19 protein-coding genes and 1 riboswitch are annotated in these 25,251 nt (G+C 41.0%); of the genes, 12 read left to right on the plus strand and 7 right to left on the minus strand.

Translation table 11 applies throughout. The features are described 5' to 3' along the window. Window positions 1-32 precede the first annotated feature (32 nt). Window positions 33-209, minus strand: coding sequence for a hypothetical protein (locus HWX64_RS07035; RefSeq protein WP_341986256.1), 177 nt, complete (start codon window positions 207-209; stop codon window positions 33-35). Between the two features lie 441 nt (window positions 210-650). Then, window positions 651-1,415: a SurA N-terminal domain-containing protein gene (locus HWX64_RS07040; RefSeq protein ID WP_175988523.1), complete on the minus strand. Its 765-nt coding sequence runs from the start codon at window positions 1,413-1,415 to the stop codon at window positions 651-653. Window positions 1,416-2,146: 731 nt separating this feature from the next. Further along, window positions 2,147-2,329: riboswitch (cobalamin riboswitch) on the plus strand. 182 nt (window positions 2,330-2,511) lie between these two features. Between HWX64_RS07040 and HWX64_RS07045 the strand changes: the two genes are divergently transcribed. The 3 genes from HWX64_RS07045 (at window position 2,512) to HWX64_RS07055 (ending at window position 6,247) form a co-directional block, all read left to right on the plus strand. Then, entirely contained in the window at window positions 2,512-4,755 is a 2,244-nt protein-coding gene (locus HWX64_RS07045; protein ID WP_175988525.1) for a ribonucleoside-diphosphate reductase subunit alpha, read from the plus strand. Window positions 4,756-4,772: 17 nt separating this feature from the next. Continuing rightward, a complete protein-coding gene (locus tag HWX64_RS07050; protein ID WP_175988526.1) occupies window positions 4,773-5,810 on the plus strand; it encodes a ribonucleotide-diphosphate reductase subunit beta in 1,038 nt (345 codons plus the stop codon). 110 nt (window positions 5,811-5,920) lie between these two features. Further along, entirely contained in the window at window positions 5,921-6,247 is a 327-nt protein-coding gene (locus tag HWX64_RS07055) for a DUF3243 domain-containing protein (RefSeq protein WP_175988528.1), read from the plus strand. Between the two features lie 119 nt (window positions 6,248-6,366). Here HWX64_RS07055 and HWX64_RS07060 read toward each other — a convergent pair whose 3' ends face one another. Then, window positions 6,367-6,825, minus strand: coding sequence for an OsmC family protein (locus tag HWX64_RS07060; protein ID WP_175988530.1), 459 nt, complete (start codon window positions 6,823-6,825; stop codon window positions 6,367-6,369). 114 nt (window positions 6,826-6,939) lie between these two features. Beyond that, the gene (gene kynA / locus HWX64_RS07065) at window positions 6,940-7,758 is read right to left on the minus strand and encodes a tryptophan 2,3-dioxygenase (protein WP_303049477.1); all 819 of its coding nucleotides are present in this window, start codon (window positions 7,756-7,758) and stop codon (window positions 6,940-6,942) included. Between the two features lie 211 nt (window positions 7,759-7,969). Here kynA and HWX64_RS07070 point away from each other — a divergent pair, with 211 nt between their 5' ends. Next, window positions 7,970-8,776, plus strand: coding sequence for a YihY/virulence factor BrkB family protein (locus tag HWX64_RS07070; protein WP_175988535.1), 807 nt, complete (start codon window positions 7,970-7,972; stop codon window positions 8,774-8,776). Between the two features lie 72 nt (window positions 8,777-8,848). On the opposite strand, the gene HWX64_RS07075 is transcribed toward HWX64_RS07070, so the two are convergent. Further along, window positions 8,849-10,243, minus strand: coding sequence for a peptide MFS transporter (locus tag HWX64_RS07075; RefSeq protein ID WP_175988538.1), 1,395 nt, complete (start codon window positions 10,241-10,243; stop codon window positions 8,849-8,851). 191 nt (window positions 10,244-10,434) lie between these two features. Here HWX64_RS07075 and HWX64_RS07080 point away from each other — a divergent pair, with 191 nt between their 5' ends. The 3 genes from HWX64_RS07080 to HWX64_RS07090 all read left to right on the plus strand — a co-directional run bounded on the left by HWX64_RS07080 (window position 10,435) and on the right by HWX64_RS07090 (window position 14,367). Continuing rightward, the gene (locus HWX64_RS07080; RefSeq protein WP_175988540.1) at window positions 10,435-11,490 is read left to right on the plus strand and encodes a M42 family metallopeptidase; all 1,056 of its coding nucleotides are present in this window, start codon (window positions 10,435-10,437) and stop codon (window positions 11,488-11,490) included. 197 nt (window positions 11,491-11,687) lie between these two features. Beyond that, a complete protein-coding gene (locus HWX64_RS07085; protein WP_175988542.1) occupies window positions 11,688-13,163 on the plus strand; it encodes a UDP-N-acetylmuramoyl-L-alanyl-D-glutamate--2,6-diaminopimelate ligase in 1,476 nt (491 codons plus the stop codon). A 130-nt stretch (window positions 13,164-13,293) separates the two neighbouring features. Further along, entirely contained in the window at window positions 13,294-14,367 is a 1,074-nt protein-coding gene (locus tag HWX64_RS07090; RefSeq protein WP_175988544.1) for a GGDEF domain-containing protein, read from the plus strand. Window positions 14,368-14,414: 47 nt separating this feature from the next. On the opposite strand, the gene HWX64_RS07095 is transcribed toward HWX64_RS07090, so the two are convergent. Beyond that, window positions 14,415-15,635 (minus strand): NupC/NupG family nucleoside CNT transporter, encoded by a 1,221-nt coding sequence (locus HWX64_RS07095; RefSeq protein WP_175988546.1) that lies wholly within the window; start codon window positions 15,633-15,635, stop codon window positions 14,415-14,417. Window positions 15,636-15,805: 170 nt separating this feature from the next. Here HWX64_RS07095 and HWX64_RS07100 point away from each other — a divergent pair, with 170 nt between their 5' ends. The 4 genes from HWX64_RS07100 to nhaC all read left to right on the plus strand — a co-directional run bounded on the left by HWX64_RS07100 (window position 15,806) and on the right by nhaC (window position 20,746). Further along, complete coding sequence (locus tag HWX64_RS07100) at window positions 15,806-16,039, plus strand: YueH family protein (RefSeq protein WP_175988548.1); 234 nt, start codon at window positions 15,806-15,808, stop codon at window positions 16,037-16,039. A 66-nt stretch (window positions 16,040-16,105) separates the two neighbouring features. Next, a complete protein-coding gene (locus tag HWX64_RS07105) occupies window positions 16,106-17,674 on the plus strand; it encodes a peptide chain release factor 3 (RefSeq protein ID WP_175988550.1) in 1,569 nt (522 codons plus the stop codon). 149 nt (window positions 17,675-17,823) lie between these two features. After that, window positions 17,824-18,846 (plus strand): EAL domain-containing protein, encoded by a 1,023-nt coding sequence (locus HWX64_RS07110; protein ID WP_254871061.1) that lies wholly within the window; start codon window positions 17,824-17,826, stop codon window positions 18,844-18,846. 493 nt (window positions 18,847-19,339) lie between these two features. Further along, on the plus strand, window positions 19,340-20,746 hold the full coding sequence (gene nhaC / locus HWX64_RS07115) for a Na+/H+ antiporter NhaC (RefSeq protein WP_175988552.1): 1,407 nt from the start codon (window positions 19,340-19,342) through the stop codon (window positions 20,744-20,746). Window positions 20,747-20,833: 87 nt separating this feature from the next. Here nhaC and HWX64_RS07120 read toward each other — a convergent pair whose 3' ends face one another. Next, a complete protein-coding gene (locus HWX64_RS07120) occupies window positions 20,834-21,709 on the minus strand; it encodes a hypothetical protein (RefSeq protein ID WP_175988554.1) in 876 nt (291 codons plus the stop codon). A gap of 257 nt (window positions 21,710-21,966) precedes the next feature. Here HWX64_RS07120 and HWX64_RS07125 point away from each other — a divergent pair, with 257 nt between their 5' ends. Then, window positions 21,967-25,053: an efflux RND transporter permease subunit gene (locus tag HWX64_RS07125; protein ID WP_175988557.1), complete on the plus strand. Its 3,087-nt coding sequence runs from the start codon at window positions 21,967-21,969 to the stop codon at window positions 25,051-25,053. The last annotated feature ends 198 nt before the right edge of the window (window positions 25,054-25,251 follow it).

Genomic DNA, 25,251 nt, shown 5'->3' on the forward strand with positions numbered 1-25,251 from the left:
AATGTACTGCGGCTTTTTTCTTGTTGAGCGGCTTACTCTTCGCTCGAGGAATCATCTTTTGTATGATGTTTCTTTTTTTCTTCCCGTTGTTCTTTCTTTAAATCCTCTAAGGGGATCGGATCTACGTTTTGTTCACTTTCATGTTTATCAAGGATTCCTTCATGATCCTTATTTACTTGTTCAGGGTTATCGTTTGAACGTTTATTCATGTATTTCATCTCCTTTATTTACTAGTGATTTGTTTTCAATGCCGCTGGTGATTTCCGTGCAAGACTTCGCTTTCCGCGGGTGACCCGTGAGTCTCCTCGGTCGTACCTCCCTGCGGGAAGAAAAGCGGAGGCGGCTCGCTCAGAGTCGACAAGCATAAGACAGGTCAGCCATAAAGGCGTTTTGCCTTTTTGGATGGCATGGCTTATGTCTCGAGCCTCTAGCCGCCGGAGCTGGACAAGTCTCACATCAGTCACTTCTCCCGCAGGAGTCTTCGTCTTGCACTCCAATCAACAGCTAGAAAAAAGTAATATCAAAAATCAGCAGCTTTAAACAGAGTCTACTGAAGTAATGTATGGTAGACAGTACCCTTTTTTAAAAAAGATAAAACGTATGAATAAAAAAAGAACAATTCCCGTAGCGGGAATTGTTCTTATGATGAATTATATTTTCACATCAACTTTAGCATTTTTCTTTAGCTCTTCAACGTGCTGTACAAGTTTTTCTTGTTTCTTTTGCTGTTCAAGTTGAGTCTTGATTTGCGGCTTCACTTCTTCAAACTTAGGTGCTTTTTGATCTTTGCCCTGCTGGCTGGCAAATTGGTCATAGAATTTCTTCATTTCTTCTTCTGTTACTTCATCCACTTTAATCTCTTTTTCAACGTAGTTCGTGTATTTGATGTTTTCAGCAACTTGAGTTTTTAATTCATCCATTGAGAATCCGGCGTCTTTCATAGCCTTTTCGAATTCTTTCTCACTCTTGTATTGTTTTTTTACTTCATCAAGCTGTTTGTTGATTTCTTCGTCAGTTGCCTTATACCCTTTCTTGTCTGCCTGCTGCATAAGAAGAGTTTGACCTACAAGGCTGTCGATTGTTTGTTTTTTGATTTGTTCAGCGGCTTTTTCACTCGTCGGGTCTTGTCCCATTTGTTGAAACTGCATTTGAGAGGATGTAAGGATGTTATTATAATCTTCACCCTTCAGCTTCTCGTCATTGACCACTGCAACCACTTTATCTTTGTCCACTTTTTGTTTATCCATTTTCTTTTGCATTTCTTCCATTTGCTTTGCCTGATCTTGTTGTTCTTTACTTTTCTCTTCTGTTTTTGGTTTATCTTCGGATTGCTTTTTTGCCTCTTCTCCATTTCCGCAAGCGGCTAAGGCAATCGTCATAATTGTTATCAATAAAGCGCTCATTAATTTTTTCATGTATCATTTTCTCCTTTCAAAGGCGATATAATTAGGATGCTTTCTATTAGATTGCTATTAGGGCAAGTAAACGATGACCGCTCCTTTCCGCTGCAGACACTTGCTTTCCGCGGGGAGGAACTCGAGCCTACTCGGCGTTCCGCCTGCGGGATCTCGACTTTTCCTCTATATCCCATCGGAGTCAAATGCCTTCTGCTACAATCCACTCTGTATTAACAATGTCGTTTGTATCAGCAATCATAATGAAAACTGCTAATTAAAAAATCACTTAATGCGCATTGTATATGATTCTTATGAATAAATAAACCTTTTTGACTCATTTAATCATATTGTAATCACCCTGAAACACTAGATTCGTTTATTTTATCCCCCAGCATCGCCATTCATTCAAAAAAAGGGGGCTGTTCACATCCGAATTCTTCCGGTGTAAACAGCCCGTCAAATATTGGGGACCAAAGAATACTGTCAAACAACCTTCTAATAGGATTATAGGATTTCTGCTTCCCGGTCTCAAACAACAAATTTCAATGTAATCTCGCTTTACCTCTGTTTTAGTCTTCCGATTCAAAGGTGTTCGCGGATTTTTGATGAAAAAGATAATTATAAGCATATTTGCTTTTAAGTGACGCAATGATTTCTGCTTGAAAAATCATAGGAATTAAATTATGATGAATGGGAACACAATACTTTGTGTTTTATGAGTAAATTCATAACTATATATTGATTAGTTCAATTAAATCTATAAGTACGGTGTCTATTTAGACTTAATAGGGAATCTGGTGAAATTCCAGAACTGTCCCCGCAACTGTAAGTGTGACGAAATAAGGAATTGCCACTATCTTAATAAAGATGGGAAGGCCTTAAAGTAGGTTGAAGCACGAGTCAGGAGACCTGCCGTAGTTATTACGTATGATCTTCTTCGGGAATTGGGAGGATATGCGAGGATAGAATAATAGATATCAATACATACGTCTGTTATATCATATCATCGTTATTCATTTAAGCCCGTCCAATTTAGAGGATGGGCTTTTTTTATATCCTCTCCCGCAGCTTGTATAGTACGAATGAATTGAACAGATCCGGGAGGAATGGAGATATGAAATTGATTGAAACAGAGAAAACATCTGAACTGGCCAGGCAGCTATGCGGGAAGCTAAAGTTGGATTTCCCCGAATTGGACATGGATGGATTTGAAGAGAAAGTGGAAGGGCTTCTTCAAGTGAAAAAGGAATTCTCAGTGGAACAGCTTTATCACCAAATGATCTTGTCCGCTGTCGAAAGAATTTCAGCAGAAGAACCACAATGGACTTATGCTGCTGCATGTCTGTACTTAGAAAGGCTTTATCGCTCCAGCAGTCAATCCAGGGGACTTGATCCTGCAAATCCATACCGCTCATTTTTTGATTTGATACAAAATCTTGTCCAGAAGAAGTTATATAATCCACGCTTACTGGCTGAATACACCCTGGAAGAAATCCAGCATTTGGAGTCCCTTTTGGATCCTTCTAAAGACAAGCTGTTTACCTATATTGGAATTGTTACACTTGCTGAGCGCTATCTAACGAAGTCACATGAAGGAAGAGTATATGAACTCCCTCAGGAGAGGTTTATGGTGATTGCGATGACCCTCATGATGGATGAACCCAAAGGGCAAAGGCTCTCGTTGATTAAAGAAGCTTACTGGGCCCTGTCCAATCTGTATATGACCGTTGCCACACCTACATTAGCGAACGCAGGTAAAAGCTACGGACAGCTCTCCAGCTGCTTCATCGATACTGTGGAGGATGATTTGAGGTGCATCTTTGACAGCAATACGGATGTTTCGACCCTGAGTAAAAACGGCGGGGGCCTTGGTATCTACTTAGGCAAAGTCCGGAGCAGGGGGAGTGACATCAAAGGCTTTAAAGGTGTGGGCTCGGGGGTCATTCCGTGGATGAAGCAATTAAATAATACCGCTGTGTCCGTGGACCAGCTCGGTCAGCGTCAAGGCGCAATTGCGGTTTACCTCGATGTCTGGCACAAAGATATTCATTCTTTCCTGGACGTTCGGTTGAACAATGGAGATGAACGGCAGCGTACCCATGATTTGTTTACAGGTGTCTGCCTTCCTGATTTATTTATGGAAGCGGTTGAAGAAAGAGATGAGTGGCACTTGTTCGACCCTCATGAAGTAAGGAGAGTCATGGGCTTTTCTCTGGAAGACTTTTACGATGAAGAAAAAGGTCAGGGTTCATTCAGGGAGAAGTACTGGCAATGTGTGAATCATCCGGAACTTTCTAAGAAAACAGTACCTGCCATTGACCTATTCAAACGAATTATGATCTCTCAGCTGGAAACGGGAACACCTTTTATGTTCTACCGGGATACTGTAAATCGCCAGAATGCCAATGCTCATAAAGGGATGATTTACTGCAGCAATCTATGTACGGAAATCGCTCAAAATATGAGCCCTACTTATTTAGAGGAAGAAAAGATAGAAGACGGGAAAATCATTACTTCTAAACATCCAGGTGATTATGTCGTGTGTAATCTCGCGTCCCTTTCCCTGGCTAAGGCTGTTCAGCACAAAGTATTATCCCGGACGATCAAGATTGCTGTAAGACTTTTGGATAATGTCATCGACCTTAATAATATACCTGTACTCCAAGCCCAATTGACAAATCAGCGGTATAGAGGAATCGGGCTGGGTACGTTTGGGTGGCATCATTTACTTGCCGCGAAGGGCTTAAGATGGGAAAGCGAGGAAGCCGCAGCGTACTGTGATTCACTCTATGAAGAGATTGCGTATCATACAATTGAGGCAAGCAGCGATCTTGCAAAGGAGAAAGGAGCGTATCCATATTTTAAAGGTTCAGATTGGGATACCGGGAATTATTTCGATAAAAAAGGATATAAAGGTCCGCTTTGGGAGCAGTTGAAAACGGAAGTGTCATACACCGGGATTCGGAACGGGTACCTCATGGCTGTTGCGCCGAACTCATCAACTTCTCTCATAGCAGGCTCAACAGCAAGTATCGATCCTTTATTCAGGCAGTTATACTCGGAAGAAAAAAAGGATTATAAAATCCCAGTTACTGCACCGGATCTTACGGCTGAAACGAAATGGTATTACAAGACAGCATACCATCTGGATCAGCATTGGAGCATCAAACAAAACAGCAGGAGACAGACGCATATCGACCAGAGTATTTCATTCAATCTCTATGTTAGAAATGACATCAAAGCGAAGGACCTTCTGCTTCTTCATCTTGACGCATGGAAATCCGGCTTGAAAACGACCTATTACGTGAGATCCACATCCGATTCTGTCATTGAAGAGTGTGAAAGTTGTCATAGCTAATAAGGGGGAAAAGGAACATGATTACACTGAATAAAAGAGAACTGCTTGATGCAGCAGCTCCAAATAAATCGACTTCCATAATAAACGGGAAGAGCTCCAACGTCTTAAACTGGGACGATGTCCGCTTTAATTGGGCGTATCCCAAATATAAAAGAATGCTGGGTAACTTCTGGACGCCGTTTGAAATAAATATGTCCAAAGACATCAATCAATTTGAATCACTATCTAAAAAGGAGCAGGATACTTTTCTGAAGGTAATAGGTTTGCTTGCCCTGCTTGATAGTGTTCAGACAGATTATGCTGGTAAGGTCGGAGACTTTTTGACGGATTCCAGTTTAAATGCATTGATGATCATCCTCGCTCAGCAGGAAGTGATTCATAATCATTCCTACAGCTATGTGCTCTCAAGCATCGTACCGAAGCATAAACAGGATGAAGTGTTCAATTATTGGAAAACAGAACCGATCCTACAGAAGCGAAATGACTTCGTGGTGAACGGTTATAAGGACTTTGCAGAAGCACCTACAGTTGAAAATCTATTAAAATCGATCGTTTATGATGTCATATTAGAAGGATTATTTTTTTACAGCGGATTCGCTTTCTTTTATAATCTTGCCAGGAATCAGAAAATGGTTGCCACGAGTACAATGATTAATTATATCAATCGGGATGAACAGCTCCATGTCGGCCTGTTTGAAAAAATATTCAAAGAAATCCTAGTGGAGTATCCAACTTATAAAACAGAAGAATTATGGGAATTCGGCCAACAGACATTCATGCAGGCTGCACATTTAGAAATAGACTGGGCAAAGGAAATCATCGGAAATGAAATAGACGGTCTACTCATGTCTGAGCTTGAAAGCTATATAAAGTTCATGGCAAATAAAAGGGCGAAACAGCTTGGGTTCAAGCCTCCCTTTGAAGGACATCAGAACAACCCGTTAAAATGGATCATTGCCTATCAAGAAGTGGATTTGGGGAAAACGGACTTCTTTGAGCAAAAATCAAGGCAGTATACGAAAACGACGGATGTTAATGGTTTTGATGACTTGTGATACCGGCGCCCGTCTCTAATTCATGGATTCCAAAAACTCTCTATTGGTAGTTTAAAGATTCCTCTAACGGGAATATAGAAACTATAGCTAAGAGAGGAGAGATTTAACAAATGGCAAATCAATCTACAGACAGAGTGGAAAACAAAGTAGACGACACATTATCACGGATGTCGGAGGATAAGAAAGAAGATATCCTGTCAAACTTCGATCACTTCAAAGAGTACTTAGGAAACAAAGTGTCCCTCGCTGATAAACTTGGCATGAACGAAGAACAGCAGGCGAAAGCTGCACAAAAAGTAGGGGATTATCTTGCTGCACATGAAGAACCCAAGAACAGGGAAGAAAAGTTATTATATGAATTATGGAAAGCAGGTAACAAAGACGAACAGCATATGCTTTCCCACATGCTTGTGAAGCTTGTGCATTCAGAATCTTAATGGATGAAATCAAAAAGGCGCTTCAAATAGAGGCGCCTTTTTTTATGGTGAAATTCATTCTCCATCAGTTTAATGCATAGGAAGCAGAGTGGGCTCAAGGCGAAGAAACAGATCGGTAATCACTCTGTGCTGTCTTCAATAGATATCGTTTCCTCCAGCTCAACCATTACATTTCCTTTGATTGCCCTAGTGATCATACACGAATGTTCAGCTTTCACAGCAAGCTTCTTAGCTGTGTTGCAGTCTTTTTCTGTACATTCTTTAGATAAAACAAGTCGGGGGCGGTGAATAATTTTCTTGTATGTGATGATTCCTTTTTCACTGTCAACGATTCCTTCAGAATCCATTGTAAGTGATACTTTAGGTATCCTGCTTCTTTCAAGCATCGCAGCAAGTGTGATGATATAGCAGGTCGCTGCAGCGCCGAGAAGCATTTCATCTGGATTTGTCCCAATTCCCGGTCCATCCATTTCATGCGGAATGGAGATTTTTGTATGAATGGTTGCAGAATTCAGACTCCCGATATCATTACGCATTCCGGGCCAATCCGTCTTCACGAAGAACGAGTGTGATGGCATATGACTAATCTCCTTTTGCATCAATTGAGTGTATGTGACTAGAATATCCCAACAGGTGAAAATGGGCAATGGAAAAGACCCTGCAAAGCAGAGTCCCGTTCATCACCTGATATGCTAGAGGCTGGTTCTTACATTCCAAAGCTCAGGGAAGAATTGGTGATCAAGCACCTTCTTAAGATAACTTACACCGCTTGAACCGCCGGTCCCTTTTTTATGGCCGATAATGCGTTCAACTGTTTTCATATGTCGGAAGCGCCATTGCTGAAGCCAGTCTTCCAAGTCGATTAGTTTTTCCGCAAGCTCATATAAATCCCAATATTTTTCGGTATTACGGTACACTTCTGTCCAAGCAGCCAGAACAGAATCATTTTCTTTATAAGGAGTAGTAAAGTCCCGTTTCAATACACTTTCATCAATCTGGAATCCGGCTTTCGAAAGGGCTTGTACAGACACATCATATAAAGAAGCTGACTTGTATGCTTCTTGAAGATGAGATAATAATTCGGGATCCTTCTGATAGATCTTCATTACATGGGGCGTCTTATATCCCAATGCAAATTCGATCATTCTATATTGATAGGATTGAAACCCGGATGCCTGACCCAAGTCATCACGAAATTGTATATATTCAGATGGAGTGAGCGTGGACAACACATCCCATGCGTGTATGATTTGGGATTGGATTTTTGAAACACGAGAAAGCATTTTAAATGCAGGTGATAATTCGCCCGCTTCGATGGATGCGATGCTCGTTCTCAATTCATGAAGAATCAGCTTCATCCACAATTCACTCACCTGGTGAATGATGATGAATAGCATTTCATCGTGATGCCCGGATAGTCTTTTCTGGCTGGATAATAGTGTGTCCAGGTGCAGATAATCTCCATAGGTCATGTTGTTGATAAAATCGGTATGAACACTTTCATTTCCTATGGAATGGTTTTGTTCTTCCTTCTTTGACACGTTCATCTTCCTTTCGGTTTAGCTGAGTATTAATGTGTGGAGTCGTTTACTATTTAACACTTCGAGATAATGAAAGGAAATCCTTTTTTTAAATTGATTCCAAATCTCCTGAACATATATGATTGAATTCAGGAACTTGGGGAAAATAATAGTATCCTTGTTGATTAAGGAGCAAACCGTAATGAAATTATTACATTATCCAAAAGAGGTCGTTGTCCGGTTCTTCAGAGAACGTTTCTTTGATCAATCAGCCCAATTGGCCTACTATTTGCTATTATCCATTTTTCCTTTTTTACTTTTTGTGTTTTCGTTGTTAAGTTATCTTCCTATTTCCGAGACGAATGTATTGCTCTTAATCAAGCCATTCGCCCCAGAGAAATCGTATGCGATCATCCATGACAATATTGAAAGGATCCTCTATAACCAGCGGGGAGACGTACTATCCATCTCTATTTTCTTCACATTCTGGTTGTCTTCGATGGCTGTGCAGTCGATGGTCCGGTCATTAAACCAGGCCTACAAAATAGAAAGAAAAAAACCCTTTTTGATTGCGTTGTTCTACGACTTATTATTAACTGTGGGCTTCATGATCTTGATTGCTTTTTCCCTGGTTGTCCCGGTAGTGGAAGAATACATACGGCATGCGAGGTTTTCCAGTGGAAAGCTTCAAGGGGAATGGAGCGAGGCTTGGGTGATAGGGAAGTGGGGGTTGAGTTCAATATTTATGCTTTTACTATTCATTTTTCTTTATATGGTGGTTCCGAGCAGAAGGATATCGCTGCTCCATGTGCTTCCGGGTGCCCTGTTGGCCACTTTTGGATGGCAGGGGGTTTCTTGGTTATATGGGACTTATGTAAAACTGAATGATTACACTCAATTTTACGGTCAGCTGGGAAGTGTCATCACCCTCGTTGTATGGTTTTATATTTCTTCCACTATTTTGTTGATTGGCGGGTTGCTGAACGGCAGTGTGGCTGAGAGAAATTAAATGACTTCCTATAAAAACATACAATATGAAAAATGCAATGACCTGGAGACGTTCATCTTCAGGTCATTGCATTTAATTCACTGTATTTTCTTCTTTCATCATAGAAACGAGCTTTTTTGAAATAGCGAGAAGGATAAGCCCCAAAATGATCGCAACGGCTCCGATTGTGGCGAATATCTCCAAATAGCCCAAGGTGGCAGTTAATGATGCAAGTTGACCGGCAAGCAGACTCGCCACTCCTATGGCAGCCATCCAGACCCCCATCAGCAGTGAAGCGATTTTCACCGGAGCGACCTTACTGACTAAGGAGAGGCCTACCGGAGATAAGAACAATTCACCCAGTGTATGGAACAAGTAGGTAAATATGATGAACATGATGTTTGCACGAGTGACAATGTTCTGTTCGTCAGAACCAGTCTGCAAAACGGCAGGAATCAATATCATGAACCCCAGCCCCAATAGAATCATTCCGAGTGCCATCTTCGTGGTCATGTTTAAATCTCCTCGTTTCGAATTGGAGAGTCTTAACCAGACCCCTGAAAGGATAGGCGCAAGGATGATGATGAACAATGGGTTGACTGATTGAAACCATGCAACCGGGATCGTATAGCCAAAGATCTCCCTGTCGATAAAGTTCTTTGTATATAACGTAAAGGAACTGCCAGCTTGTTCAAATCCTGCCCAAAAGAATACGACGAAACAAGCAAGGATCAGAATGGCCCTTGTCCTTTGTTTTTCTTTTCCAGAAAGGGGAACGCTCTGATTTTCGTTAGATTCCTCGGCCAATTGTTTATTGGGTTTTAATCCCACCTTTCCTAAATATCTCTTACTGAAGAGGCTGAATATCAATTGACCTGTAATCATCCCCAATGAAGAAGCTAAAAATGCCCATTTGAATCCATAATGCATCGTTCCGTCATCAAGGGGTCTTAAAAACAGATCTTCTGCAAGGAACCCGGCAATCAACGGAGCAAAGAAGGCTCCTAAGTTGATTCCCATATAAAAAATGGTGAAAGCAGCATCTTTACGCTTATCATTTCTGGGGTACAACTCCCCTACAAGTGTTGAAATGTTTGGTTTGAAAAATCCATTCCCAATAACCAATAATGCCAGTCCGATATATAGACCTGCCTGTGAATGGGTGAGGAAGATAGTGAAGTCTCCGCACGCCATTGTAATCCCGCCAATCGTGATGGCTTTCCTTAAACCGATATATCTGTCGGTTAACCACCCGCCCAATATCGGTGTGAAATAAACAGATCCTGTATAAATCCCGTATATAGACAGTGCTTGAGCAGGCTCGACTCCAAGACCGCCGCTTACAAAGGCAGTAGTTAAGTAAAGAACCAGCAAGGCCCTCATTCCATAATAACTGTACCTCTCCCAAAGCTCTGTAAAAAATAAAAGGTACAGCCCTTTAGGATGTTTCCTGCCTTGAGGTAATGAATCCAGCTTTGAAGAATTCATCTCGAATCACTCCCTTTCATTTGAAATTCCAAATCCTAAACTATATCGTTTGTCTTTCTAAATGAAAATATGTTTATCGGTAAATGTTTTTTAGCAAATAAAATTTCAAAGTAATAGACCGCAATATCGATTAGGTTTATTTGTAGAAAAGTCAGAAAAGACGATATAATAAACAAAGGGAGGGAGTCAATATGAGTACATATCCAGACACAAAGAAAACAATTCAATTAATTAAAGAGCTAGTAGAAATTCCAAGTCCATCAGGTAATACGGATAAGATTATGAATTTCGTCGAAGAATATCTTTCAGATTTAGACCTTGACATGACAAGGAATCGTAAAGGCGCACTTATCATTACAATCCCAGGAGAGAATTCAGGAAGCCACCGCATGCTTACTGCTCACGTGGATGCCCTGGGAGCAATGGTTAAAGAAATCAAAAGTGACGGGCGCCTCCGACTTTCAATGATCGGGGGATTCAGATGGAATGCAGTTGAGGGTGAATATTGCCAAATCGAAACGTCCAGCGGCAAAACATACAGCGGGACGATCCTCATGCATCAAACATCCGTGCATGTGTACAAAAATGCAGGTGAAGCAAAGCGTGATGAAACAAACATTGAAGTACGTATTGATGAAAAAGTCAGAAATGCTCAAGAAGTAAGGGAGCTGGGCATAGAAGTGGGAGACTTTGTCTCATTTGACCCTCGGGCTGAAATCACAGGCAGCGGATTCATTAAATCCCGTCATCTAGACGATAAAGCAAGTGTCGGCATGCTCCTTCAAATAATCAGGCAAATCAAGAAACAGGGTATAGTACTTCCATATACAACACATTTCCTTATCTCAAATAATGAAGAAATCGGCTATGGAGGCAATTCGAATATCCCGCCTGAAACAATTGAATATCTGGCAGTGGATATGGGGGCCATCGGGGATGGTCAATCCACTGACGAATTTACAGTTTCGATATGTGCCAAGGATTCCAGCGGTCCATATCATTACGGGTTAAGAAAGCATCTTGTTCAGCTCGCAGAAGAAAATGGAATTGAATACAAAGTGGACATTTATCCTTATTATGGTTCGGATGCATCTGCCGCAATCAGGGCAGGGTTTGATATCGTGCATGGCCTGGTCGGTGCAGGAATCGATGCGTCTCATGCGTATGAACGTACACATGAATCATCCATACTTCATACCGAAAATCTTTTATGGCATTATGTACAGTCTAAAATGGTAATAGAATAACGTTCGAGTAAGTCTTCCTCACAGCTGAATTTAGCATGGGGAAGACTTTTTGTTTTAACATCGCCCGGAACGGGAACAACTGAGATAGATAGGGAATGAATCCAGGCAATTTAGGAGGTATTTCTCTTATCAAAGTCAGATTGATAAGGTAAAATAGAACCATTATCATACTAAGAATTAATGTGAGGGTACGAATAATGAATACATACAACCTTTTAGAAAGTATTAAATTGAAAACTGTATATGGAGAATTACCTTCCGAAGTGAAAGACATTTACGTCGATTCCAGAAAAGTGACGGACGGAAGTGTGTTTGTCTGCACGAGGGGCTACACGGTTGACGGCCATGATTTTGCCGGTAAAGCAGTGGAAAGCGGAGCGAGCCTTATTATTGCAGAAAAGCAGCTTGACATTGATTTGGGGAAGGCTGCCTTGGTCGTGGTGAAAGATTCCTTCAAAGCTCTGGCACAGCTTGCGAATAAATATTATGACTATCCATCAAAGAAATTGAACGTCTTTGGAGTTACCGGTACGAATGGAAAAACGACAGTGACGAATTTGATTCACTCGATTTTGAAGCGGGATCATCAAAAAGCCGCACTCTCAGGTACGATTGGGTTCAATTTAGACGGAGTACTTCTGCCGAGTGAGAATACTACATGCGATAACCTTACCAATCAGCAAATGCTGAACACAGCAGTCGAGAGGGATATCCAACATTTCATTCTAGAAGTTTCCTCTCACGGATTAAGCCTCGGAAGGTTATGGGGGATAGACTTTGACGTGGTGGCATTTACGAATCTCAGTCATGATCACCTGGATTACCATGAAACCATGGAGCATTATGGATATGCAAAAGGCTTATTATTTTCACAATTGGGCCAGGATCTTGAGAATCCTAAATACGTGGTATTGAATGCAGATGATGAGTGGTTCGAGCGTTATCACTATATGACTCCTCATGAAGTGATCAGCTACGGACTGGAAGCAAACGCAGATTTCAAAGCAGTAGATATCCACTATGATAACGACAAAACAACTTTCACCCTGCATTCTCCCGAAGGTTCATACGAGGTGGAAATGAAGCTTCTTGGCAAGTTCAATGTATATAACATCCTTACTGCGATGGCATGTTTATACGCCCGTGGAATGGAAGTAGATAAGCTGGTGGGGATTATCCGCGAATTGCCGCCTGTAAGTGGAAGAATGGAAAAGGTGGAGATGGATGCACCATTATCTGTTTATATCGACTATGCACATACACCGGATGCAATTGAGAAAGCAATCGAATCGGTTAAGCCTTTCAAACAAAATAAAATCATTTTCCTCGTGGGTACAGGAGGCAACCGTGATAAATCCAAGCGGCCGACAATGGCAGAAAAAGCTTCCATCGCAGACTATGTTATCTTGACGACCGATGATCCACGCTATGAAGAATACGACAGCATCCTTGGCGATCTGGAAAAAGGAATGCAGCATGACCAATACGCCCTTATCGGTGATCGTGCGGAAGCAGTAAAGCATGCCATAGAAATCAGCGAACCGGGTGATATCATCATCTTCGCAGGTAAAGGACATGAGGATTATCAAATTATTGAGAACACTAAATACCCGCATAGTGATAAGAATATTGCAATCGAGCAAAGCAAAATAAAATTCGCAGCTGCACGGTAAGCTGACTTTTAAAAGGAACCTGATTTAGGTTCCTTTTACTGTTTTCAACTGATAAAGTTTTCTAGACGGGACAGCAGGTTTTTGCTACATTTATATTATTACTAAATATGGAAAAGAAAGAATGGAAAATATGAAAATATCATTGTATTTAAATGATTATGAAACAGAAAAGTTATTCTCTTACTTAAGATGGCTGTTCCTGCTTGTCTCGGTCATGATTTTCTATGTCCCGCCATTTTCTATAAACCTTCCATCTCAAAAAGAACTGTTTCCTTATCTGCTGACTGCAGGAATTATCTATATGCTCGTCACGCAGGTCGCTCTTTATGGAATGAGGGACAATAAGAAGAACCTGCACTATATATTAAAAGCAGGTATCCTGTTTGATTACATTGCCCTGATCTGGCTTATGGCATTATCAGGAGGTATACATAGCCCGTTATATCCGATTTCAATCTTGTTTGTCCTGCATGCCACTATCTATTGGCGGACGAAAGGGGCTGTCATTTCGCTTTTCGCTTTTAATATTGCGTACATCGGAATGGGACTTCTCTCAGTGGATGTATTTCTCTTCAAACACTATTTCACAGTATTGATGAATTTATTTTTTCTCTGCATCATCGGTGTGTTCGGTGCATTGATTATGTTGAGGGAACGGTCTCATTATGTTCAGAAAGAAGCTTATCACTACCTGGTACATCAAGATTACCTGTCGGGTCTGTCTAATCACCGTTCCTTTCAGGAAAAGTTGAAAGAAAATGCAGCTTCAGGCAATTACTTCAGTCTGTTTCTTGGAGATATTGATGATTTCAAGAAGGTGAATGACAAGTATGGTCATCAAAAAGGGGATGAAGTGATAAAGGAAGTTGGTGAGATTTTTCAAGCTGTATCGTTACGTTATAAAGGGCAGGCATTCCGCTACGGCGGTGAAGAATTTGCCTTGATGCTTCCTGATATTGACGAAGAAGATCTTAACAGTCTTCTGGATGATTTATATGATCAAATGAGGGATGCACGCTCTCTTTCCATTTCGATGAGTTTCGGTCAATCATGTTCTAAAGAAGGAAATGATCCTGCAGAACTGCTTTTGTTTGCTGACCAAAGGCTTTATAAAGCAAAGCAGGCTGGAAAGAATAGAGTATTTCTTCAGAGCGGGGAAGTATACATTGGAAAGTTTGATCAAGACATGAAATTGGCTAAATAAAAAACGAGAGGCGCACTGCCTTCTCGTTTTTTAACTGAATAAGTTTTTTATGAAATGAACATACCTGCAATAGCAGCACTTAGTAATGATGCCAGCGCTCCGGCAATGACTGCTTTGATTCCAAGGCGGGCAATGTCCCCTCTGCGGTTTGGAGCAAGTTTACCAAGACCGCCAAGTAAGATTCCCAATGAAGAGATATTGGCAAATCCGCAAAGAGCGAATGAGATGATCGCAACTGTCTTATCCGAAAGGTTTCCGATTTCAGGTGCAAAAGCAGAGTAAGCAACAAACTCGTTGATGACAAGCTTTTGACCGATGAAGTTACCAGCCGTTACAGCTTCACTCCAAGGAACTCCGATAGCAAAGGCAAGTGGTGCAAACAGGTAACCTAGAATTAATTCAAGCGATAAATTTTCAGCACCGAATAATCCGCCGATACCGCCCAGAATTCCGTTGATCAGTGCAACCAACGCGATGAATGCAAGTAGCATTGCACCAATGTTCAATGCCAATGTCAGACCGACGCTTGCACCATTTGCTGCTGCATCAATGACGTTAGTGGATTCGGAATCCGCTTCCATATCGAATTCTGCAGGTTCTGGCCTATCATCTGTTTCAGGAACAAATAATTTTGCCATCACCAGGCCGGCAGGAGCCGCCATGAAACTTGCAGCAAGAAGGAATTCAAGAGGAACACCGAGCAATGAATAACCGATCAACACAGAACCAGCGACTGAAGCCAGTCCTCCTGTCATGACTGCGAACAATTCTGATTCAGTCATTCGGGAAAGATAAGGACGAACGACAAGTGGTGCTTCAGTTTGTCCCACAAAAATGTTTGCTGCAGCAGACATGGACTCGGCTTTTCGGGTGCCGAGAAGCTTTGAAAGTCCGCCTCCCAGGATTTTAATGAAGAACTGCATGATTTTTAAATAATATAGAACTGATATTAAAGCTGAGAAGAAAATAACAACAGGAAGAACATTAAACGCAAATACGAACGCGATGTTCGATTTCTCTGAATATAATCCTCCGAATAGGAACTCTATTCCTTCATTTGAGTAGTTAATGATCTGATTGACTCCCATTGTCAGCCATTCTAAACTGTTTTGTCCCCAAGATGTCTTAAGGACGAGGAATGCGAATAACAATTGAATCCCAAGTCCCCCTAGGACCGTTCTAAAATTAATTTTCTTTTTATTGGAAGAAAATAGGAAAGCGATTCCGAGAACAACCAATATACCTAAGATACCCCATAAATACTGCATTCTTTTCACCTCATAATAGTAATGTTACAAACTTGATGCTTTCGGTTTTTTATTTTACAATTCTTTCAGAAGTCTGACAACCTACAATTACACGTTTTTTTCAAAGATGTACGGACAAGTTCCTGATTAGTATGCACTACGACAGCGTTTTCATGAAAGGGGATTCAAAAATGAAAATCAGAAAAAATTTTATGGAAGGCTTGGAACAAAAAGTATATATTCACGAAAATAAGAAGGAAGAACTGATTTTAATAGCTATTCCAGAAATCGAATGGTCTTATTCATTTACATATGAGGATGACAATGTTCATAAGAATTTATTTGTTTCATTGAAAGGAAGAGTTTCTGAAGGCGACGCGGAAGTGATCAGCAGCAGAATCTTGCAGTGGACGAGGGAAATGTAAATATTGATTTATCATATTACAAAGCATATGATGAGAAGGGAAGAATGACGAGAAAGGAATTTATGAATGAAAAAAGACTTTAAAGAAGAGGTTCAGTCACGAAGAACCTTTGCTATTATATCTCACCCTGATGCAGGGAAAACGACATTAACGGAGCAGCTCCTATTATTTGGCGGAGCGATCCGCGCTGCAGGTACGGTTAAAGGTAAAAAATCCGGGAAGTTTGCCACTTCAGACTGGATGGAAATTGAAAAACAAAGAGGAATCTCGGTTACATCCTCGGTGATGGCATTTGATTATGATGACTACCGGGTGAATATCCTGGATACACCGGGACACCAAGACTTCTCGGAAGATACGTATCGGACATTGATGGCCGTTGACAGTGCCGTCATGATCATCGACTCCGCTAAAGGGATTGAGGCACAGACGTTAAAATTGTTTAAAGTCTGCCGCATGAGAGGGATTCCAATCTTCACTTTCATTAACAAGCTAGATCGTCAGGGACGTGAACCCCTTGAATTATTGGAAGAGCTTGAAGAAGTGCTGGGGATTCAATCATACCCGATGAACTGGCCAATCGGAATGGGGAAAGAATTCCTCGGGATCTACGATCGTTTTCATAATCGGATCGAACAATTCCGTGTAGAAGACGAGGATCGCTTCATTCCCCTTAATGAAGGTGGGGAAATAGATGGGGATCATTCCATGAAAGATAGTAATCTCTATAATCAGACATTAGAGGATGTGCTGCTCCTTAATGAAGCAGGTAATGAATTCTCCAGGGAACGAATTGCAACAGGAGAACTTTCACCTGTATTTTTCGGGAGTGCTCTGACGAACTTTGGTGTACAGACTTTTCTTGAGACCTATCTGCAATTTGCACCTTCCCCTCAGCCAAGAAGTTCGGACATTGGAGAAATCGATCCGGCAAGTGAAGAGTTCTCTGGGTTTATCTTTAAAATCCAGGCGAATATGAATCCCGCTCACCGCGATCGAATTGCTTTTCTTCGAATTTGTTCGGGGCAATTTGAAAGAGGGATGTCAGTAAATCTTCCCCGTATCGGGAAGAATATCAAATTGGCTCAATCCACTCAATTTCTGGCAGATGACAGGAGTACGGTAAATGAAGCGGTAAGTGGTGACATTATCGGGATCTATGATACCGGTACGTATCAGATCGGTGATACTCTTACAGAAGGTAAGAAATCCTTCCAGTACGAAAAGCTTCCGCAATTTACTCCTGAACTTTTTGTAAGGGTAACGGCTAAGAATGTAATGAAACAAAAGCATTTCCAAAAAGGGATCCTGCAGCTTGTCCAGGAGGGTGCAATCCAGTATTACAAGACGAGAACCGAGGATGTCATTCTCGGAGCAGTAGGTCAGCTTCAATTCGAAGTATTCGAGCACAGAATGAAAAATGAATACAACGTCGATGTAAGAATGGAGCCGGTTGGTTCTAAAATTGCCAGATGGATTGAAAATGAGGAAGATGTAAAAGAGTCGATGTCAAGCTCACGGAGTATGCTTGTAAAAGACCGGCATGAAAATCTGGTCTTCCTGTTTGAAAATGATTTTGCGATGAGATGGTTCTCTGATAAACATCCTGACATCAAACTATACAGCTTGATGTAAGCATAATAAAAAACATCCACCCCCTTCAAAGGCAAACGCCTGTGAAGGGGTTTTTGTATGCAATTTTTCTGAAGCTTATTTACTAGTAATGTATAGGTGAAAAGGTCTATTATGGAAGCAGAGGATTTTTTATAAGGAGAGATGGTTTTTTGAATACATTTTGTGCGAATTGCGGCACCACGATGAGTTTCTACCAATCAGGGAATCTGTATCTATTTAATAACAAGTACAGCGTAAATCCTATCGGGGAGGGAGTGCGCGTAGGCATGCATTCTTATTTATTACCTTATGATAATCTTGACTCCCTTTATAGGAAGCTTGAGGGAACCTCCCGAAAATTGATCGAAGAAGACTGGAAATGCAGCATTTCAGCTACTGAAGTACCAGTTGACTTCTACCCCGCAGAAGAGTTTCTGAATAAGATAAAGCACCGGGATATGATAGGGATGATTCAGACAGGGAATTTTGTGAGCTATTTACAGCCGATAATAGACCTCGATCATTTTGAATTGTTTGCATATGAGAGTCTTCTACGAAATGCTGACCCTTCATTAACGTTTAATCCTGGGGCATTGTTTGAAGCTGCGTTATTGACAGGCTTTCATTCCTTGCTTGATCAGCGGGCAAGAAGGACGGCAATAGAAAGCAGGATCGGTAATGTGGACAAAGGAGTGAAGAGCTTTATCAATTTTCTTCCATCTACCATTTATAATCCTGACTTTTGTCTGAAACATACTTTCGAAATCGTCGATAAATATGGAGTGGACCCTGAGGATCTGGTGTTTGAAGTGGTAGAAACGGAAAAAATAGAAGATGTTAACCATTTAAAGTCTGTTCTCGAAGTCTACAAACGAGAAGGGATGAAGGTTGCACTTGATGATGTCGGATCTGGCTTCTCAACGATAGAGATGCTCTCGTTACTTCAGCCCGATTATGTCAAAATTGATCGCTCCTATATATCAGAATGCGACATGAATACAGACAAACAACAATTTTTGAAGAACGTAATCCATATTGCACGGGAATTGGGGATTTCTGTACTGGCAGAAGGGGTTGAACGAAAAGAGGAATTGACATTCTGTAAAGCAGCCGGAGTGGAGTATGCACAGGGTTACTTGATCGGCAAGCCTGCATTACATGCAGAAAAACCTTTGGTTCCTTATTTTGTCTAAAGGTATATAACCTTCAAAAATTCTATATGGTAATACAAGCTCCATGATTTTATATTATGGAGTTATTTTAATTTTTTATTGACATCCTCGTGCGACATGTTAAAATTACTTATGAATAATACTTTAATGCATAAAAGCTTAAAAGCGTTTAAGTGCGAAACTATATAGTATTGTCTCGAACAAATCAGTAGGATATCTCTTGACAGCAGCCAGAGACTAAGCGGAAGGTGAGAGCTTAGGTCGGTGATGATCTGAATTACATTGTTCATATAAAGTTATGTTGCCGGCGACTTATTCAAATGAGACAAGCCTTTATGAAGCGGGAGTAATCAATTTTTAAGTCCTCATAAGAAGGATGGAGAGGTTGATGCTCCAATTAGGGTGGTACCGCGGAGAAACTCTTCGTCCCTATACCAGGGATAGAAGGGTTTTTCTTTTTTTCCTTAATCCCAACTTAAATGTATATCTCACACTTTAAGGGAGTGACATCCATATGTTAAATATCAAGCCTGTTCAGCAGCCTAAATTGATTGAAGCTATTGCTATTTTATTTATTATACTTGCGACTATCAGTATCAGCATCATCCGTCTGGAAGCAGTTCCGCATATTCCGATTATCATCTCTTTATTCTTACTGATGATTTATGGGTTCTTTCGTAAAATGAGATTTAAAGATATTGAAGAAGGGATGATTTTAGGTGCACAAGGAGGACTTGGAGCGGTACTGTTATTCATATTTATCGGCCTCTTAATCAGCAGCTGGTTGATCAGTGGCACCATTCCGACTTTGATGTTCTATGGTTTTGAGTTTGTTTCTCCTTATTTCTTTTACGCCATTGCATTTCTCCTTACGGCCTTGAGCGGAGTGATGATCGGCAGTTCCTTAACGACAGCAGCAACCATAGGTGTAGCTTTGATTGGGATTGGAGAAGCAATGGGGTTATCCATGGCCATTACTGCCGGCGCAATCGTATCAGGTGCATTTTTTGGCGATAAAATGTCACCACTGTCTGATACGACAAACCTTGCCTCGTCCATTGTGAAAGTGGATTTATTTACACACATCCGTAACATGGCATGGACGACAATCCCTGCATTCATTATTACTCTTCTCGTTTTCCTCCTTTTATCACCAGGGAAACAGGATGTCGATTTATCGAAATTACAAGCCATTCAAGATGGGTTGACTCAGTCAGGACTAATTCATTGGTACAGTTTCCTCCCTGTAGTCATGCTATTGATGTTGATTGCACTTAAGGTCCCTGCCTTGCTTGCTCTGTCTATAAATGTAGCGGTTTCTATAGGGGTTTCCATCTTTCACGTCTCTATGGATGTAAAGGAACTCTTTACCATTCTCTTTGCAGGGTATACTTCCGACACGGGTGTGGAAGCAGTTGATTCACTATTGAGCCGCGGCGGGGTGGAAAGCATGATGTTTACGATTTCGTTAGTCATTCTTTCATTAAGTCTGGGAGGACTATTATTTAAGCTTGGTATCATTCCTGTTCTGCTTTCCAGATTGTCTGTCGTGATCGGTTCAGCAAAACGTACCATTTTTGCTGCAGCTTTCTCTGCAATCGGGATAAATGTTGTCGTTGGTGAACAATATCTATCCATTCTATTGACTGGTGAAGCATTTCAGACTCAATTCAAGAAGCTCGGCCTTCACCCCAAGAACCTTTCAAGGACGCTTGAGGATGCCGGTACCGTTGTGAATCCTTTAGTTCCTTGGAGTGTATGTGGTATTTTTCTCACAGATGTCCTTGGCGTTCCGACTCTGGAGTACCTTCCGTTTGCAGTGTTTTGTATTGTCTCCCCATTGATTACGATTTTGTACGGATTTACGGGGTGGACAATTAAACGTGAAACAAAGGAAATGAATCCTGCAGTCAATCAATAACAAGTTGATCAGATGCATGTTTTAGCAATCAGTGATAATAAAAGACTGCTCCGCATCGAATAGACCAGATTTTAATGAAGTACATGTCTATTCATGCTGGAGCAGTCTTTTTTCTGTTGTTTGTTGATAAAGAGGAAAGTGACGACGGTATACGAACTTCCCCCACTGAATAAAGGTGATGTGGAGTACAGGTAAAACAAAAATGTAGAATGGTTCTCTTAAGTGAAGTATTCCCTGATCCACCATCAAGATTTCGATAGATAGCAGGAATGTGACTGACATGATGGTAAAAGGGAGTTCGCTGTTACGAAAATAAATGATAAGTGAGTACAGATAAGTGGTAAATAACAGATAGATAAAATTGCCTGTAATATTGTTTCTGATTTCTTCACTGAAAAACTGGACGGGTAATTCATATAGGCCCAATAGCGCAGACAATATCCATCCTCCTGTTTGGGTGAGTGTAAGCAGTGCAAAGAAAAGAGTCGTAAAATTGATATAGTGATATGTCACTTTACTCAATGATTTCCACCAAGCCTTTGAAAGGGTAACTGTCAACACCAAAAAAAACGTGGTGTAAGTCGATTTCCACCAATTGTGATGGTAAACATTAAGATATAAGAATAGTGTTTCAATCATAAAGAATAGACCAATAATAAGGAAGATCCATCTATTTCTTAGATGAAAAACCACTATGAAAATGGTTGCTGCAGGAACTGCGAAGGCCTGTGAACTTATAGACCCCAATATATTGTCATTATACTCGTTGGCTAAAATATGCGGATAATACTCATAACTTTCCAACAGGATGAAGATGACAAATTCAAACGAAAAGGCAAGCCCGCATATAAAAAGCCAAAACAGAAAGATCTGAGGAGATTTATCATGATTTTTCATCAACGTATAGGCTAGCAGGAACACACTGATGATCATTAAGGATACAAATGGAATCCAGTTTGGCATGATTTAACTCCTTCGTAAAAGTATAAACTTAGTCTTTACAAAAAGACGTAAATTATTTATTTGGTGACCAATGTGTGAACAATCGAAACACCAGACGCTTTATTATTGAAGGTTAATGGTTAAGGACTTATAGTAAAACTAACTGCAATTTGTCTTACATAGAGGCTTTTTCCATAAAGCGATTGAAAATACCATCGATAAAACAACAAACAAAAGAAAAAGCCTGCCTAGATGACTTAGAAAGGGGAGCAGCATCATTGAAAATCAGTGATTTTTCAATACGTCGTCCTGTATTTACGATTGTGACGATGTTGTTAATATTGATATTAGGGGGAGTGTCTCTCCTAAGGATTCCATTAAAGCTTATTCCAGATTTGAATCCTCCTGTAGGGGTGGTGGTTACCAATTACCCTGGGGCAAGTCCCGATGAGGTAGTGGAGAAAGTTACGAAACCCTTGGAAGAAAACCTTTCTACGTTACCTGGGATGAAAAACATTCAGTCCACTTCAAGGGAAGGCTCTAATTTTATTCTCCTGGAGTTCTCATGGACTACATCCATTGATGAAATTGAAAATGATGTGCTGCAGCGTATTGATCAATCTCCTTTACCAGACGGTGCCCAAGAACCTAGGTTCTTAAAGTTTGATCTCGCTCAGTTTCCCATCATTCAAGTATCCCTGAGAGAAGAAGGAGACGGCAATAATCTAAAGGCTCTTTCTGAGAAATTAAAATTAGAACTGACTCGTGTAGAAGGAGTTGCAAATGTTAATGTCTCCGGTTCCTTCAATGATGAGGTTGTCATAGAATTGGACCAGCAGGCATTAAGGGAAAATCGTATGAAACAGGCTGATATCGTGAATGCGATACGAGCGAACAATATTACATCTCCGGGTGACACCATTGAAACAGATGGACAGACCTTGACGACCCGCGTAATCAGTCAATTGAAAAGTGCAGATGAAATAAAGAAACTTGTAGTCGGAGTGAATCCTCAAACAGGGAAAGACCTTACATTGGAAGATGTTGCAACGGTAGAGCGAAAGGAAGAAAGTACGAACACTTCAACTCGGGCAAATCAGGAGCCTGCCGTACTATTCAGCGTTCTCCAACAATCCGATGCTAATACTGCCTCAGTCTCAAAAGAATTCCAAGAGGAACTGGCCCGGTTGCTGGAACAGGAACAGTATCAATCGATCAAAGCTAATATCCTATTTGATCAAGGAGATTATATATCTGATGCGATCGGGAATATAACCAATTCATTATTGATTGGTGGAGCATTTGCCATGTTAGTCTTATTCTTATTCCTGAGAAATGTAAAAAGCCCGCTGATCATCGGAGTGGCCATACCGTATTCTGTCATTGTCACATTTGTTCTCATGTTCTTTGCTGACTTTACATTAAATATCATGACGCTTGGTGCGCTGGCACTGGGAATCGGGATGCTTGTCGATAATGCTATCGTGGTCATTGAGAATATTTATAGACATCTTTCTTTAGGAAAGGATCCAAAGACATCGGCAAGTGAAGGTGCAAAGGAAGTCGGGGCTGCCATCACGGCCTCAACCTTAACAACCGTTGCGGTCTTCCTTCCGGTTGTGTTCATATCAGGATTATTAGGCGAGTTATTTACGGAGTTTGCACTTACGATATCATTTAGCTTGATCGCATCCTTAGTCGTTGCACTCACAGTCATTCCAATGCTTGCAAGCAGGCTGTTAAAGAAACCGAAAGGAAACCTTGAAGCAAGACGCAGGCGTTCAAAGACCCGCAAGCGATTCATTCAAAGCATTAAATGGTCCTTGCGCCATAGATTCGTCATATTAATGATCACCGTGGTGACCCTTGTGGCAGGCGGCTATGGATTGACTACTGTAGGCACTCAGTTCCTGCCCCCGACAGACGAGGGATTCTTCAATATGAGAGTCGAGTTGGAAAATGGTTCTTCAATTAAAGAAACGAATAAAACCGTAAAAGCGATTGAAAAAAATCTAAAGGGACAAAAAGAAGTAGATGTATTTGTAAGCCTTGTCGGGACGACCCAGGAGGAATCATTCAGGGGCTCGGAGAAAGGAAATATAGCTGAAATTTATGTGAAGATGAAACCACTTGAAGAAAGGGGTCGCTCCATCTTCGAATTTGCAGATGATATTAAACCCGAAATCGAAAAAGCAGCTCAGAGCGTCAATGATTCAGCTGAAATTTCCTTCAATCTGCAGTCTACTTCAGGTACGAGTCCTCAAACATTAACGTTCAATGTGCGGGACACAGACCCTGAACGCTTGGATAAATCAGTGGACCGCTTATTTGACTCACTGAAGGATATGAAAAACGTAACTGCTTTAAGTACTGACAAAATGGAAACGGTGAAAGAAATACAAATGAACGTAAATGAGGATGAGGCTCTGAAACAAGGTCTTACTCCCGCCCAGATCGGAAGTACCGTTCAAGATATTACAAGAGGGGTCATGGCCACTCAAATCGTAACAAAAGAATCGGATGTGCTCAGCGTCTTTGTTCAATATGACCGGAATATCACAGAAAATCTTGACTCATTAAAAAAACTGCTTATTCCAAATGGCAGAGGAGAGTATATTGCACTTGATTCAGTGGTGGACTTCAGTATTGAAGATGGACCTGTCAGTATACAAAGAATTGATCAACAGCATGCCGTTCAATTTGATTTGAAGTATTCATCATCTACCAATCTTGGAACCATATCACAGTCAGTGGATGAAAAGATCGAGGAGCTGAACCTGCCTGATGCAACCCAGGTTTCATTCAGCGGTGACAGAGAGCTGCTGGAGGACTCAATCGATGATATGGCCCTTGCATTGGGACTTGCGATCGTGCTTGTTTATTTGGTCATGGCAGCACAATTCGAGTCATTCAAGTATCCCTTTGTCATCATGTTCACTGTACCGCTCATGGTAATAGGAGTAGCTTTGTCCCTTACGATCACCAGAACGCCGATTAGTATATCGGCCATCATCGGAGTAATTGTTTTAGCGGGTATAGTTGTCAATAATGCGATCGTCATCGTGGATTACATCAATCAGCGTAAAGAAACGGCACCGAATAGTTTTGAGGCGATAGTGGAAGCCGTTCAGGATCGAACACGTCCGATTTTGATGACTGCCCTCACGACTATCCTTGGCCTCCTTCCGTTAGCGCTGGGAATCGGAGAAGGAACAGAAATCAACCAGCCAATGGGAATAGCAGTCATTGGGGGACTCGTCAGCAGTACTCTTTTGACCATTTATGTCATCCCTGTGGTCTACAGTTTCTTCGACAAAGAAACAAGACGTATGAAACGAAAAAATAAATACACATACAAATATTAAAAAATTCACCCTGGTCAATAGATTGAAAACGTCGATGACCAGGGTAAGCTTTTTTCATATTGTTTACATGACCGGAACACGGGTGAAGCCGGCGGGTCCAAAATTCAGTGAATGACTCCAGAATATCACAAGTCCTGACAATAAAAAGAATCCTCGTAATAATTGGGAGAAGAATGGTAAAAATAAACGGAGATACAT

The sequence above is a fragment of the Bacillus sp. Marseille-Q1617 genome, assembly GCF_903645295.1.
GTDB lineage: Bacteria > Bacillota > Bacilli > Bacillales > Bacillaceae_B > Rossellomorea.